Origin of the sequence: Agromyces sp. Soil535, from assembly GCF_001428255.1 — a bacterium.
In the GTDB taxonomy this organism is placed as follows: Bacteria; Actinomycetota; Actinomycetes; order Actinomycetales; family Microbacteriaceae; genus Agromyces.
In genome coordinates, this window is record NZ_LMRW01000002.1 from 78498 (window position 1) to 92199 (window position 13702).

The window sequence follows — 13702 nt, forward strand, 5'->3', positions numbered from 1 at the left end:
TCACTCCACGTTACGCGTCTCGGGCGGTGTCTCCGGCACCCCCGCCGAGCGCCGCGTCCACGAGGGCGATCATGCGATCGGTGCCGTCGCGGTGTCCGACGGATGCCGCGGCCCCCGCCATCCGGGCGACGCGGTCGCGGTCGCCGAGCAGCGGCACGAGTTCGCGCTCGACCCACTCGGGCACGAAGTCGGCGTCGTCGACCAGGATGCCGCCCCCCGCCGCCACGACGTCGGCGGCGTTGAATCGCTGCTCGCCGTTGCCGACGGGGTACGGCACGTAGACCGCGGGGATGCCGAGCGCCGAGAGCTCGCTCACCGTTGCGGCGCCCGCACGGGAGACGGCGGCATCGGCGACGGCCAGCGCGAGGTCCATGCGGTCCGCGTACTCGACCATGCGGTAGTCGGGCATGCCGGGGTCGACGACGTCCGATGCGGCTCCGGTGACGTGCAGCACCTGCCACCCGGCGTCCGTGATCGCCGGCGCGCTCTCGACCACCGTCCGATTGATGCGGCGGGCGCCGAGCGACCCGCCCGTGGCGAGGAGCACCGGACGGGCCGGGTCGAGCTCGAAGAAGTGCGCCGCCTCGCTGCGGAGCGCGGCACGATCGAGCGTCTCGATCTCGCGGCGGAGCGGCATGCCGACCACCTCTGCGTGCGGCAGGGGCGTGCCGCCGAACGCCACTCCGACGCCGGCTGCCCGCCGGGCACCGAGGCGATTCGCGAGGCCGGGCTTCGCGTTGGCCTCGTGGATCACGACGGGCACGCCGGCACGCCGGGCGGCGAGGTAGGCGGGCGTCGAGACGTAGCCTCCGAATCCCACCACGACGTCGACGCCGCGCTCGTCGATGATCGCCCTGACGTCGTCGATCGACTTCCGGAATCGGGAAGGGAACGTCACCGCCGCCCGGTTCGGCCTGCGCGGGAACGGCACCTTCGCGATCGTGAGGAGCTCGTAGCCGCGCGCGGGCACGAGCCGCGCCTCGAGGCCCTCCGCGGTGCCGAGCACGAGCACCTCGTCGCCGGGCCGACGTTCGCGGAGCCGATCGGCGACGGCGAGCAGGGGGTTCACGTGGCCGGCCGTCCCGCCGCCGGCCAGCAGGTAGACCGTCATCGCGCCGGCCGCCCGGCGGACCGCGCGGCGCGGGCCTCGGCGCGGGCTGCGGCGCGCGTGGCGGCCTCGGGGTCGCGCGCGACCGAGAGCACCACCCCGATCGCGAACAGGGTCGTGAGCAGGGCGGTGCCGCCCGCCGAGACGAGGGGCAACGGGACGCCGAGGACAGGGAACACTCCGAGCACGACACCGATATTGACACACGCCTGACCGACGACCCACACGAGCACCGCCGCCGTGACCGCCTTCGCGAACGGCGTGCGCGCCGCGCGCAGCACGCGGGCGAACGCGACCGCGAGCACCACGAAGAGCCCGATCACGACGACCGCGCCGATCATGCCGAGCTCCTCGCCGATGATGGCGAAGATGAAGTCGTTGTCGGCAGCGGGCAGCCACGACCACTTCGCCGTGGAATTGCCGAGGCCGACGCCGAAGACACCGCCGTTCGCCAGCGCGAAGCGGCCGTGCTGGATCTGCCAGCAGTCCTCGTTGTCGAACTGCGTGCAGTTCTCCTGGAGGAACGCGGTGATCCGCCGCATCCGGCTGTCGCTCGACACTGCGACGATGACGAAGACGGCGCTCCCGAGGAGCACGGGCGGCAGCAGCAGCCGAAACCGGACGCCGATGAGGAACAGCGCGCCGAGGAGCATCGCGCCCATGATCATGACCGTGCCGAGGTCGCCCCCGATGAGCACGAGGGCGATGGCGCCGCCGCCGACCAGGAGGATCGGCAGGATGCCGCGCGAGAAGTCGCCCAGCAGCGCCTGCTTCTTCGTGACGATGAGCCCGAGCCAGATCACGAGCGCGACCTTGATGAGCTCCGACGGCTGGAACTGCACCGACCCGATGGCGAGCCAGTTCGTGTTGCCGCCGACCGTGATGCCGAGCGGAGTCGCCACGACGAGGAGCTGGAGCACGCATGAGACGATCAGGAGCGGCCATGCGATCGTCATCCACACCCGCTCGGGCATACGGCTCGCGATGAGCATGATCGGCACGCCGAACAACGCGTACAGGCCCTGCCGCGTCGCCTGCACGAAGAAGCCGCCGTCCTCGAGGTTGGACTCCACCGACGATGACGAGAGCACCATCACGAGCCCGAAGACCACGAGGAACAGGGTCGTGCCGAGGAGCAGGAGGTAGTCCTTCGACTCGACGCGGAAGACGCGGCCGAGCCGGATGCGGGCGGCGGAGACGCCCGCCGCCTCAGCCTTCGCCGGTCGGGTCGAGCGGGGCGGAGTCGCCATCCGCCTCACCTCCCAGCCTCGCTCTGACCGCCTCGTGGAATCGCCGGCCCCGATCGGCGTAGTCGGCGAACTGGTCCATCGACGCCGCCGCCGGCGCGAGGAGCACGGTGTCCCCCGGCTCGGCCACGGTTGCAGCCAGCGCGACCGCCTCGGGCATCACCGTCTCAGTGTCCTCGGTGACGACCTCGAAGAGAGGCAGCTCAGGCGCGTGTCGCCTGAACGCCGCGACGAGCGCTGCGCGGTCGACCCCGATCACGATCGCCGCCCGCAGCCGGCCGACGTGCGCGGCGACGAGCGCGTCGGCGTCGACGCCCTTCAAGAGCCCGCCGACGATCCAGACGACCTTCCCGAACGCGCGGAGGGAGGCCTCGGCCGCGTGCGGATTCGTCGCCTTCGAGTCGTCGATCCAGCGGATGCCGCCTGACACCGCCACGGTCTCGATCCGGTGCGCGTCGAGCCGGAAGTCCCCGAGGGCGTCGTGGATGACACCCACCGGCACGCCGTACGACCGCACGAGCGCGGACGCCGCGAGGATGTTCTGCACGATGTGCGGCGCGGCGAGTCCCCGCGGCTCGAGCTCGGCCAGGGTGATGATCTCGAGGGCGGCGGTGCGGCGCTCCTCCAGGAACGCGCGATCGCAGAGGATGCCCTCGACGACGCCGAGGTCGCTCGGGCCGGGCACGTCGAGTCCGAACCCGATGGCGCGGGCCCCCTCCTCCACCTCGGCGTCCTCGACCATGTGCATGGTCGCCTCGTCGGCGCGGTTGTAGACGCACGCGACCCTGGTGTTCGCGTAGACCGTGGCCTTCGCCGCCCGGTACGCCTCGGGCGAACCGTGCCAGTCGAGGTGGTCGTCGGCGACGTTGAGCGTGACGCTCGCCCACGGGTGCAGTGCTCCTGGGCCCGTCTTCGGCAGGTGGTGCAGCTGGTAGCTCGAGAGCTCGACGACGAGCACGTCGAATCCGCCGGGGTCGCGCACGGCATCGAGCACCGGCACGCCGATGTTGCCGCATGGCGCCGCGCGCAGCCCGTTCGCCGCGAGGAACGTCGCCGCGAGTTGTACGGTCGTGGTCTTGCCGTTCGTGCCGGTCACGAGGATCCACTCGGCTGCGTTCACCTTGTCGCGCACGCGCCAGGCGAGCTCGATGTCGCCCCACACGGCGACGCCCTTGGCGCCGGCCCACTCGAGCACCGGGTGGTCGGGGTGGAAGCCTGGTGAGGCGACCACGAGCTCGGGCGCGAACCCGGCGAGCTCGTCGGGCACCGCGTCGAGCGGATGCCGCACCAGTCGTGCCCCGATCACCTCGAGGATGCGGGCGCGGTCGTCGTCGACTTCGGGCGCCAGCACCAGCACGTCGGCGCCGAGCTCGGTCAGCGTATCGGCGACGGCGAAGCCCGTGACGCCGAGGCCGAGCACTGCGACGCGGAGGCCGCGCCAGTCGGCGTGCCAGCTCGTGAGCGTCTCGAGGCGCGCGACGATGCCCGAGGCATCCGGATCGGTCAACTCTGCAGCCATTCGAAGTAGAAGCTCCCGACGCCCGCGGCGACGAACAGGCCGGCGATGATCCAGAACCGCACCACGATCGTGACCTCGGCCCAGCCCTTCAACTCGAAGTGGTGGTGGATCGGGCTCATCAGGAAGATGCGCTTGCCTCGGGTGAGCTTGAAGTACGCCCGCTGCACGATGACGGAGCCCGTCTCGATCACGAACAGGCCGCCGATGAGCAGCAGGAGCAGCTCGGTGTGGCTCACGATCGCGAGCGCGGCCAGCGCCCCGCCGAGCGCGAGCGACCCGGTGTCCCCCATGTAGATGTGCGCGGGGTTGGTGTTCCACCACAGGAACCCGATGAGGCCGCCGACGATCGCGGTCGCCACGATCGCGATGTCGAGGGGGTCGCGCACGTCATAGCACCGATACGTGTCGCTCGGGTTCAGGTTGTCGCTGAAGCACGACTGGTTGAACTGCCAGAAGCCGATGATCACGAACGAGCCGATCGCGAGGATCGAGGCGCCGCCGGCCAGGCCGTCGAGCCCGTCGGTGACGTTCACGCCGTTCGACGCGGCAGCCGTGAGCAGGCAGATCCAGATGACGTAGAGGATGACCCCGACGACCGTGCCGAACACCATGAAGTCGAGCGGGGTGTCGCGGATGAACGAGATGCTCGTGTCGGCCGGCGTCACGTTCTGCTCGTTCGGGAACTGCAGCGCGAGCAGCGCGAATGCCGCGGCGACGATGACCTGGCCCGCGACCTTGGCCCATCCTCCGAGGCCCAGGCTCTGCTTCTTTCGCGTCTTCAGGAAGTCGTCGACGAACCCGACCGCACCGAGGCCGACCATCATGAAGAGGATGAGCATCGCCGACGCGGTCGGCGGCTCGTTGCTCACGAGCAGCGTGGACGTGAAATAACCGAACACGCTGCCGAGGATGAAGATGATGCCGCCCATCGTGGGCGTGCCGCGCTTGACGTGGTGGCTCTTCGGCCCGTCGTCGCGGATGAACTGGCCCCATCCGAGGCGCGTGAACAGCCGGATGAACAGCGGCGTGAGGAACAGCGTGAAGGCGAGCGACAACGCCCCGGCGGTCAGCAGTGCTCTCACGCGAACCATTCTCCCAGTCGGTCGCCGAGGTGGCGGAGACCCGCCGAGTTCGACGATTTCACGAGCACGGTGTCCCCAGGCTGCGCCAGGGAGGTCACCAGGTCGAAGGCCTCGTCGGCGGTCTCGACGTAGGCGGACTCGCCGTCCCACGAGCCTTCGTTGATGGCCGTGATGTGCAGGCGGCGGGCGCCCTCCCCCACCACGACCAGCTGCGAGATGCCGAGCCGCACGGCGAGCAGGCCGATGCGATCGTGCTCCTCGCCCGAGAACTCGCCGAGCTCGCTCATCTCGCCGAGCACGGCGATGGTGCGCGTGCCCGGCGCCTGCACCTGCGCGAGCGTCTTGAGCGCGGCGGCCATGGAGTCGGGGCTCGCGTTGTAGGCGTCGTTGATGACCGTGATGCCATCGCGGCCGCCCATCACCTGCATGCGCCAGCGCTCGGCGAGCGTGACCGACTCGAGGGCCTCGACGATCGCGTGGAGCGGCACCCCGAGCTCGAGGGATGCCGCGACGGCCGCGAGTGCGTTCATGACGTGATGCTCGCCGAGCACGCCGAAGCGCACGGGAGCGGACTCGCCGTTCGCGAGCTGCACGGTGAAATCGGTGCCGCGGGCGTGCGCGACGACGTCCGCCGCGCGAACGTCGGCGCCGGAGCCGAGGCCGAACCACACGACGCGGGCGACGGTGAGCCCGGCCATCGGCACCACGCGGGGGTCGTCGGCGTTCAGCACCGCGACGTCCGTGGCGAGCAGGTCGGTGACCATCTCGGACTTGGCGCGCACGGTCTGCTCGATGCCGCCGAACTCCCCGGCGTGCGCCAGGCCCACCTTCAGCACGATGCCGACGTCGGGGCGGGCCATTCGCACCAGGCGCGCGATCTCGCCGACCGCGGAGGCGCCCATCTCGGCGACGAGGAAGCGGGTGTCGGCGCTGAGCTCGAGCATCGTGACCGGTGCGCCCACCTCGTTGTTGTACGAGGCGCGCGGGGCCACCGTCGGGCCGACCCGCTCGAGCACGGCGCGGAGCAGGTTCTTTGTGGTGGTCTTGCCGTTCGATCCGGTCACGCCCACGATACGGAGGTCACCGTGCTCTCGCACACGCGCCACGACGTGCGTCGCGAGGGCCCCGAGCGCGTCGACCGTGTCGGCGACCACGATCTGCGGCACGGCCAGGTCGAGCGGGTGCTCCACCACGATGAGGGCCGCGCCCTGCTCGACCGCCGCGGGAGCGAAGCGGTGCCCGTCGTCGAACTCGCCGCGCTTGGCGAAGAACACGCCGCCCGGGGCGATCTCACGCGAGTCGGTCGTGACGGTGCCGTCGACGACCGTGCCGGCCGCGGCATCCGTACCGTCGAGGTGCAGGGCGCCGCCGACCGCCGAGGCGATCTCGGCGAGCGTGAGTGCGATCATGCGCTCCAGCCCGCCTCGCGCAATGCCTGCTTCGCGTCGTCTCTTGCTGAGTACGGGATCTTCACGCCCTTCACCTCGTGGTAGTCCTCGTGGCCCGGGCCGGCGTAGAGGATCGCGTCGCCCTCGCCCGCCAGGCCGAGCGCCGCCCGGAACGCCGCCCGCGGGTCGGCGATCTCGTGGATCTCGCGGTCGGGCACCGCCTGCCGCGCCCCGGCGATGAGCGCGGCGCGGATGGCCGCGGGATCCTCCCACCGCGGGTGGAAGTCGGTGATCACGACGACATCGGCGCCGCGCGCGGCGATGGCACCCATCTCACCGCGCTTCGTGGTGTCGCGGTCGCCGTCGGCGCCGAACAGCATGATCACCCGGCCGGTCGTGAACCGGCGGATGGCGCCGAGGGTCTGCAGGAACGCGTCGGGGCTGTGCCCGTAGTCGATGTAGACGAGCGGGCCCCGCTCGCCCGAGATGCGCTCGGCGCGGCCTGGGATGTACGCGTCGATGCCGCCGTCGCGCTCGAGCACCTGGGCGATCTGCTCGAGGTCGTAGCCCGACTCCACGAGCATCACGATCGCGAGCGCCGCGTTCGCGGCCATGTACCAGCCGAGGAGCGGCACGCGGGTCTCGATGCGGCGGCCTCCGGCGCCCTCGAGCACGAACGACGTGTGCGTGGCCGTCTCATCGAGGACGATGAGGCGCCAGTCCGCGTCGACCTCGGGGTTCGTGGAGAGCGTCGTGACGGGAATTCGGGACTCCGCGACGAGGCGGAGCCCCCATTCGGAGTCGATCGTGACGACGCCGCGACGCGAGCGCTCGGGCTGGAACAGCTCGCGCTTGGCCTCGAAGTAGACGTCCATCGACGCGTAGTCGTCGAGGTGGTCGTGCGTGAGGTTCGTGAATCCGACCACGTCGAAGACGAGCCCGTCGACGCGGTGCCGCGAGAGCGCCTGAGCCGACACCTCCACCCCGACGGCGCGCACGTCCACCTCTCGCATGCGGGCGAGCAGGGCGTGCAGCTCGCTCGCCTCCGGCGTCGTGAGCGAGCTCGTGACCGCCTCGTCGCCGATGCGCCGCTCGGCGGTCGACGTCAGGCCCGCGACGACGCCGAGCTGGCGGAGGATGCCGTAGAGCAGGTACACGACGCTCGTCTTGCCGTTCGTTCCGGTCACCGCGAAGAGCGTGGCGGGGTTCTCCGCCGTGCGGTGGATCCAGGCCGCCACCTCGCCGAGGGCGGCGCGCGCGTCGGGCGTGACCAGGATCGGAAGGCCGGCATCGGCGGCGAGCTCGACGCCCGCGGCATCCGTGAGCACGGCGACCGCGCCGGCGTCGCGGGCGGCCGGGGCGAACGACGCGCCGTGCGCATTGCGGCCGGGCACGCCCACGTAGAGGTCGCCGGGGCGGACCGCCGACGAGGCGAGCACCACACCGGTCACCTCGAGGTCGTCGATGTCGCCGTGCACCTCGAACTCGAACGTCTCGGCCAGGCCGTGGAGCGATCGGGGGCTCGGATGCCGCGGCCGGAGGGCCGTGGGAGGCGATCCGGTCACGAACCCAACTTTCTCACCAGGTGGCTGGCAGCTCGGGCGCCGGGGCGCCGGATGGAACCGTCCGGTACTTCTTCAGCACCTGGCTCATCACCTGTTGGAAGACGGGAGCCGATGCGGCGGACGAGTTCATCTTAACGGGATTCATGATGCTCACCGAAACGACGAACTCGGGATCGTCGGCGGGAGCGAAGCCCGAGACCGACACGAGGTAGCCGGACAGGTAGCCGCCGTTGCCGTCGGGCACCTGTGCGGTGCCCGTCTTGGCAGCGACACGGTACCCCGGGATCTCCCACTCGTCGGCGAGCCACCCCTCGAGGTACACGCGCTCGAGCATCTGGCTGGTCTGGTCGGCCGCCGTCTCCGAGACGACGCGGGTCCCGGAGGGCAACGGCACGGTCTCGTCGCCACAGCCGTCGACGAGTCGCACCGGCATCCGCACGCCCCCGTTGGCGATGGCCTGGTACGCGCTCGCGAGCTGCACGGCCGTCGTCGTGAGGCCCTGGCCGAACATGGTCGCGTACTTCGTCTGGTTGTCCCACTCCTCGGGCCCGCCGTGCAGGTCGCCCGGCTCCTCGCCGGGGAAGCCGACCTCGGTGCGCTCGCCGAGCCCGAATGCGAGCAAGCGGTCGTAGCGCTCCTGGTCGGAGAGTCGCTCGCCGAACTGCGACATGCCGGTGTTCGACGATTCGATGAGCACGCCCGTGAGCGTCAGCCGCTCGTCTCCGTGGGAGAAGCTGTCGTTGATGTTCGCGCCGTTCGGCGGCAGGTAACGGTACGGCGCGACGATCTGGCTGAGCGCGTCGGCCTTGCCGGCGTCGATGACGGATGCCGCAGTGATCGCCTTGAACGTGGAGCCCGGCTCGAACGGCGCCGTGAACGAGCGTGAGCCGCGGTCGCCCTCTGCGGTGGCGGCCGGGTCGTTCGGGTCGACCGTCGGCACGTCGGCGACGGCGAGCAGCCGCCCCGTCTTCGCCTCCATCACGGTGACCGTGGCCCAGTCCGCGCCGACGGCCTGCACCTGCGCCTCGGCGATGCGCTGCACCATCCACTGCAGGTCGGAGTCGATCGCGAGGTGCAGGGTGCCGCCGTCGCGCGCCTGCGTGTGGATCGTCTCGGTGCCGGGGATCTGCACCCAGTCCTCGAGGCTGTGCAGGTAGCTGAGTTCGCCGTTCTCGCCCGCGAGGCACTCGTCCTCCGACAGCTCGACACCTGCGAGGGGCTCGCCGTCGTCGTCGCGGACGAACCCGAGCAGGTTGCCGGCGACGGCGCCGTTCGGATAGCTGCGGCTCGGGTGCTCCCACGGCACGACCCATGGGATGTCGAGCTCCTTGACCTTCTCGTACGTCGCGGTGTCGACGAGCTTGGCGACGTACGCGAAGTCCGACTCGGGGTTCTCCGCGAGCGCTTGCGTGATGATCGCCTGCACCTGCTCGCCCGTGAGGCCGAGCACGGCGCCGAGCTCGGCGGCCGACTGCTCGAGGGGCACGTCGACGCGCGTGGTCTCCGCGGGGTCGGCCGGGTCGGGCTCCTCGCGCACGATCGGCCCGGCGGCGGCGTTCTTCGGCGAGACGGCGATGTCATAGCGCATCACGCTGTCAGCGAGCACGATCCCGTTCGCGTCGACGACGTCGCCGCGGGCGCCGTAGACGGTGACCGTGGTGGATCGCCGACCCTGCGCCTCCTCGCTGAGCTCGGCGGCACGCACGACCTGGAGATCGACGAGCCGCACCACGAAGACCCCCACGAGCGCCACCAGCATCACGGCGGCGAGGAGGATCCGACGCATCGGGTGCCGGCTCGTGCGGTTCATTCGGGCCTTCCTCGCGGTGATCAGTGCGTGGCGGGAGTCGGCAGGCCGTCGGCGGGCGGCGCGACCTGCGGCACAGCGGGTGCGGCGGCCGACGCCTCCTCCGGAGTCCCCCCGCTCGGAGTCTGCCCCGCCTGCTGTTCGGTGACGAGCGGCACGCCGTCGAGGAGCGCATTCGGCACGAGCGGTGCGGATGCCGCGGCGCCGCCGGTCGCGGCGGTCGGCTCGCCGAGCACCACGCCGTCGGAGAGCCGGAGGTACACCGGGTTCGCGTTGGGCACCATGCCGAGCGCCTCGGCGTTCTCGGCGAGGTACTGCGGCGACTCGACCCGGTCGAGGTCCTCGGCGAGCTTCTGCTCCTCGCGCGCGAGCTCGGCCTGCTGCACCTGGTAGGCGTCGATCTCGTACGCGCCCTGCGCGACCGCGATCGACAGCAGCAGCTGGGCGACGACGATCAGCGCCACTCCCCCCAGCGCGATGATCGCGTACGCGAGGCGCGGCTTCGTGCGACGCCCGGGCTCGGGAGCCGGACGCAGCCGGCGCTCGGGCTTCGGCGACGGGCTCCTTCGCGGTGCGGGGAGGGAGCGGGCCGGCAGCGCGGTCATGACGGCCTCCGCAGTCGTTCTGCGGCACGCAGGCGCACGGGCTTCGCACGCGGGTTCTCCGCCTGCTCGGACTCGCTCGCGAGCTCCGCGCCCCGGACGAGGAGGCGGAACTGCGGTCGGTGCTCCGGCAGCTCCATCGGGAGCCCGGCCGGGGCCGTCGAGCTGGACGCCGCCTGGAGCACGCGCTTGACGATGCGGTCCTCGAGGGACTGGTACGCCAGCACGACGATCCGGCCGCCGACGGCGATCGTGTCGAGTGCGGCCGGCATCGCGCGCTGGAGCACAGACAACTCCTCGTTCACCTCGATCCGCAGCGCCTGGAAGACCCGCTTGGCCGGATGCCCCGCCCGCTGCACGGCGGCAGGCGTCGCATCCGTCAGGATGGCCACCAGCTGCCCGGAGCGCGTGATCGGCGACTCGGACCTGGCGCGCACGATCGCGCGCGCATAGCGCGCCGCGAGCTTCTCCTCCCCGTAGTCGTGGAAGATGCGGCGGAGCTCCTCCTCGCTCGACTCCGCGATCACGTCGGCGGCGGTACGGCCCCGCGTGGAGTCCATGCGCATGTCGAGCGGCGCGTCCTTCGCGTAGGCGAAGCCGCGCTCCGCGCGGTCGAGCTGCAGCGACGAGACGCCGAGGTCGAACAGGACCCCCTGCACCTCGTCGAAGCCCTCGGCGCGCACCGCCTCGCCGATCCCGTCGTACACCGTGTGCACGAAGCGCACCCGGCCTCCGAACTTCGCAAGCCGTTCGCGGGCGATCGCGAGGGCGTCGGTGTCGCGATCGAGGCCGATGACCGTGAGCTCCGGGAACCGCTCGAGGAAGGCGCTGGCGTGGCCGCCCATCCCGAGCGTGGCGTCGACGAGCACCGCGCCGTCCGCCTCGAGGGCCGGTGCGAGCAGCTCGATCGTGCGTTCGAGCATGACCGGGGTGTGGATGCGTTCGATGTCCATGATTCCGCCCTGTCTTCGGGGCCTCGGGTCCCGATCCCCATCCGTTCGTCCTGATGCGGGGAAGTGCACCAGGCGCGGCCGGCTGGGAGTCGGGGCCCGAGGACTAGAAGAGTCCGGGGATCACCTCCTCCGCCGTTTCCGCGAAGGCCGCCTCCTGCTCGGCGAGGTATGTGTGCCACGCCGTCGCATCCCAGATCTCCACCCGGCTGCCTGCACCGATGACCGTGAGGTCCCGGTCGAGCCCCGCGTAACCGCGGAGCGTGGCGGGGATGGTGACCCGATGCTGCTTGTCGGGGGTCTCCGCGGATGCCCCCGAGAGGAAGACGCGCATGTAATCGCGCGCCTGCTTGCTCGTGACCGGGGCTTGGCGGATCTTGTCGCTCATGCTCTCGAACTCCCGTGCGCTGAACACGTAGATGCAGCGCTCCTGCCCGCGCGTGAGCACGAGGCCGCTCGACAGCTCCTCCCGGAACTTCGCCGGAAGAATGACTCGGCCCTTCTCATCGAGCTTCGGCTCGTAGGTCCCGAGGAACACCGCACCACCCCCTTTCCTCCGGCCAGGATCCAGGTGGCCCCACTTTACTCCACTCCCATCCACCGATCAACGACATTCGCTCGCGATCGGGCATTCCGAGGTGGGAGATCCCTGTGAATACGGGCCGACGAGGCGATGGAGGAGAGTGGAGGGAGTTCACGCCCCGGTGCTGCCGCCTGGGCGTGACGGCGCTCGGAGCCGGGCGGATGCCGCGTGATCAGGCCGCGGGTTCCTCCGGGCCGCGCCCCCCGCCCGTCCTGGAACGACGAAGAACGGGCCGATCCGAAGATCGACCCGTCGAAGTGGTGGGAAGTGGAGGGTTAGTCGCGACCCTCCTGGCGACGATCCCACCGGTCGTTCATCCGGTCCATGAAGCCGCCGCCGGAACGTCGCGCCTTCGAGGCCGTGGAGGACTCGGACGGTGGAGCGGCGACGGCGCGCTTGCCCGGCGTGATGGCGATGAGCACGCCGGCGAACATGAGCGCGAACCCGATGATGCCGACGATGAGCAACTGGAGTGCGACACCGGCGATGAGCGCGCCGACCCCAGCGACGGCAAGCAGCACGCCGAGCACGATGGCCCGGTAGTTGGGTCGACGACCACGGACACCACCCACTGCGTGGACGAAGTCCGCGTCGTTGCGGTAGAGGTTCCGCTCCATCTCCTCGAGAAGACGTTGCTCCTGCTCTGAAAGCGGCATCTCATTCCCCTCAGGCTCGGGACCGACGCATCCGACTTCATTCTAGCGCCGCCCCGCCTCGCTAGGCTAGGCGGGTGGCTCACGGTTCCCGGCTGGTCGATCTGGTGCATGCGCGCATCGAGGAGTTCCTCGCAGAACGCACATCCATTCTCCGCTCGATCAGTCCCGACCTGGCGCCGCTCGACGCGTTCTCAAGGCGGTTTCTCAGCGGCGGCAAGCGCTTCCGGGCACTGTTCTGCTACTGGGGCTGGGAGGCCGTCGGCGGCCAGGGCTTCGACCCCTTCGAGGCGGAGGGCGGACGCGACCGCTTCCCCGTCGTCTCGGCCGCTGCGGCCCTCGAGCTCTTCCACGCCGCGGCCCTCGTGCACGACGACATCATCGACAGCTCCGACACGCGCAGGGGAGCGCCGTCGGCCCATCGCCTCTTCGAGGGCCTGCACGCCGAATCGGGCTGGGCGGGCAGCGGAGCCGACTTCGGACGCGCCTCCGCGATCCTCCTCGGAGACCTCCTCCTGGGCTGGAGCGACGAGCTGCTCGACGAGGGCCTCTCGGCGCTCGCGGACCGCCAGTCCGCTCGGGCGGCGCGCGCCGAGTTCATTCGGATGCGCACCGAGGTGACCGCCGGCCAGTACCTCGACATCCTCGAGGAGCGCGCGTGGGTCGCGCAGTCCGACGACGAGCAGCGCATCCGCGCCGAGCGCGTGATCGTCTACAAGGCGGCGAAGTACACCATCGAGTCGCCGCTCGCGATCGGCGGCGCGATCGCCGGCGCCACCGCCTCGCAGCTCGACGCCCTACGCGCATTCGGCCTCCCGCTCGGCATCGCCTACCAACTGCGCGACGACCTCCTCGGCGTCTACGGCGATCCCGACGTCACCGGGAAGCCGAGTGGCGACGACCTCCGCGAGGGCAAGCGCACCATGCTCGTCGCGATCGCACGGGAACGGCTCTCGCCCGGGCAGCGCCGGCTCCTCGACGAGCTGCTCGGCGACCCCGAGCTCGGTGCCGACCAGGTGCGGATGCTGCAGCGCACGATCGCGGAATGCGGCGCGGTGGACGAGATCGAACGGCTCATCGCCGACAACGTGGCGCGCGCGACCTCCGTGCTGGCCGACGCGCCGCTCAGCCGCGACGCCCGGGCGGAGCTCGGGTCGCTCGCGAAGACGGTCACCCGCCGCGCGAGCTGACCATGCGG

The 13702-nt window shown here is 71.1% G+C and carries 12 protein-coding genes; 1 reads left to right on the forward strand and 11 read right to left on the reverse strand.

Going from position 1 to position 13702, the window contains the following annotated elements:
- Positions 1–10 precede the first annotated feature (10 nt).
- The 11 genes from murG to ASG80_RS03770 all read right to left on the reverse strand — a co-directional run bounded on the left by murG (position 11) and on the right by ASG80_RS03770 (position 12507).
- A complete protein-coding gene (murG, locus tag ASG80_RS03720; protein WP_056728663.1) occupies positions 11–1111 on the reverse strand; it encodes an undecaprenyldiphospho-muramoylpentapeptide beta-N-acetylglucosaminyltransferase in 1101 nt (366 codons plus the stop codon).
- Positions 1108–2358, reverse strand: coding sequence for a putative lipid II flippase FtsW (gene ftsW, locus ASG80_RS03725; protein WP_056728665.1), 1251 nt, complete (start codon positions 2356–2358; stop codon positions 1108–1110). The genes murG and ftsW overlap by 4 nt, the downstream gene beginning before the upstream one ends.
- Positions 2318–3874: a UDP-N-acetylmuramoyl-L-alanine--D-glutamate ligase gene (gene murD, locus ASG80_RS03730; RefSeq protein WP_056728667.1), complete on the reverse strand. Its 1557-nt coding sequence runs from the start codon at positions 3872–3874 to the stop codon at positions 2318–2320. The genes ftsW and murD overlap by 41 nt, the downstream gene beginning before the upstream one ends.
- Entirely contained in the window at positions 3859–4956 is a 1098-nt protein-coding gene (gene mraY, locus ASG80_RS03735; protein ID WP_056728843.1) for a phospho-N-acetylmuramoyl-pentapeptide-transferase, read from the reverse strand. Before mraY ends, murD begins: the two co-directional genes overlap by 16 nt.
- Complete coding sequence (gene murF / locus ASG80_RS03740) at positions 4953–6365, reverse strand: UDP-N-acetylmuramoyl-tripeptide--D-alanyl-D-alanine ligase (protein WP_056728669.1); 1413 nt, start codon at positions 6363–6365, stop codon at positions 4953–4955. The genes mraY and murF overlap by 4 nt, the downstream gene beginning before the upstream one ends.
- Positions 6362–7909, reverse strand: coding sequence for a Mur ligase family protein (locus ASG80_RS03745; RefSeq protein ID WP_056728672.1), 1548 nt, complete (start codon positions 7907–7909; stop codon positions 6362–6364). The genes murF and ASG80_RS03745 overlap by 4 nt, the downstream gene beginning before the upstream one ends.
- Before the next feature lie 13 nt (positions 7910–7922).
- Complete coding sequence (locus ASG80_RS03750) at positions 7923–9719, reverse strand: penicillin-binding protein 2 (protein ID WP_082589727.1); 1797 nt, start codon at positions 9717–9719, stop codon at positions 7923–7925.
- Positions 9720–9739: 20 nt separating this feature from the next.
- Positions 9740–10321: a hypothetical protein gene (locus ASG80_RS23335; RefSeq protein WP_056728674.1), complete on the reverse strand. Its 582-nt coding sequence runs from the start codon at positions 10319–10321 to the stop codon at positions 9740–9742.
- The gene (gene rsmH, locus ASG80_RS03760) at positions 10318–11271 is read right to left on the reverse strand and encodes a 16S rRNA (cytosine(1402)-N(4))-methyltransferase RsmH (protein ID WP_056728676.1); all 954 of its coding nucleotides are present in this window, start codon (positions 11269–11271) and stop codon (positions 10318–10320) included. Before rsmH ends, ASG80_RS23335 begins: the two co-directional genes overlap by 4 nt.
- Positions 11272–11374: 103 nt before the next feature.
- Positions 11375–11806: a division/cell wall cluster transcriptional repressor MraZ gene (gene mraZ, locus ASG80_RS03765; RefSeq protein ID WP_056728678.1), complete on the reverse strand. Its 432-nt coding sequence runs from the start codon at positions 11804–11806 to the stop codon at positions 11375–11377.
- Between the two features lie 320 nt (positions 11807–12126).
- The gene (locus ASG80_RS03770) at positions 12127–12507 is read right to left on the reverse strand and encodes a DUF3040 domain-containing protein (protein ID WP_056728680.1); all 381 of its coding nucleotides are present in this window, start codon (positions 12505–12507) and stop codon (positions 12127–12129) included.
- Between the two features lie 74 nt (positions 12508–12581).
- Here ASG80_RS03770 and ASG80_RS03775 point away from each other — a divergent pair, with 74 nt between their 5' ends.
- Entirely contained in the window at positions 12582–13694 is a 1113-nt protein-coding gene (locus ASG80_RS03775; protein ID WP_056728682.1) for a polyprenyl synthetase family protein, read from the forward strand.
- Positions 13695–13702: the final 8 nt, after the last annotated feature.

Excerpts from the sequence above, each read along its gene's own strand:
- ftsW (WP_056728665.1), bottom strand. The coding sequence starts at position 2,358 with ATGGCGACTCCGCCCCGCTCGACCCGACCGGCGAAGGCTGAGGCGGCG.
- ASG80_RS03750 (WP_082589727.1), bottom strand. The coding sequence starts at position 9,719 with ATGAACCGCACGAGCCGGCACCCGATGCGTCGGATCCTCCTCGCCGCC.
- murF (WP_056728669.1), bottom strand. The coding sequence starts at position 6,365 with ATGATCGCACTCACGCTCGCCGAGATCGCCTCGGCGGTCGGCGGCGCC.
- murD (WP_056728667.1), bottom strand. The coding sequence starts at position 3,874 with ATGGCTGCAGAGTTGACCGATCCGGATGCCTCGGGCATCGTCGCGCGC.
- murG (WP_056728663.1), bottom strand. The coding sequence starts at position 1,111 with ATGACGGTCTACCTGCTGGCCGGCGGCGGGACGGCCGGCCACGTGAAC.
- ASG80_RS23335 (WP_056728674.1), bottom strand. The coding sequence starts at position 10,321 with ATGACCGCGCTGCCGGCCCGCTCCCTCCCCGCACCGCGAAGGAGCCCG.
- ASG80_RS03770 (WP_056728680.1), bottom strand. The coding sequence starts at position 12,507 with ATGCCGCTTTCAGAGCAGGAGCAACGTCTTCTCGAGGAGATGGAGCGG.
- rsmH (WP_056728676.1), bottom strand. The coding sequence starts at position 11,271 with ATGGACATCGAACGCATCCACACCCCGGTCATGCTCGAACGCACGATC.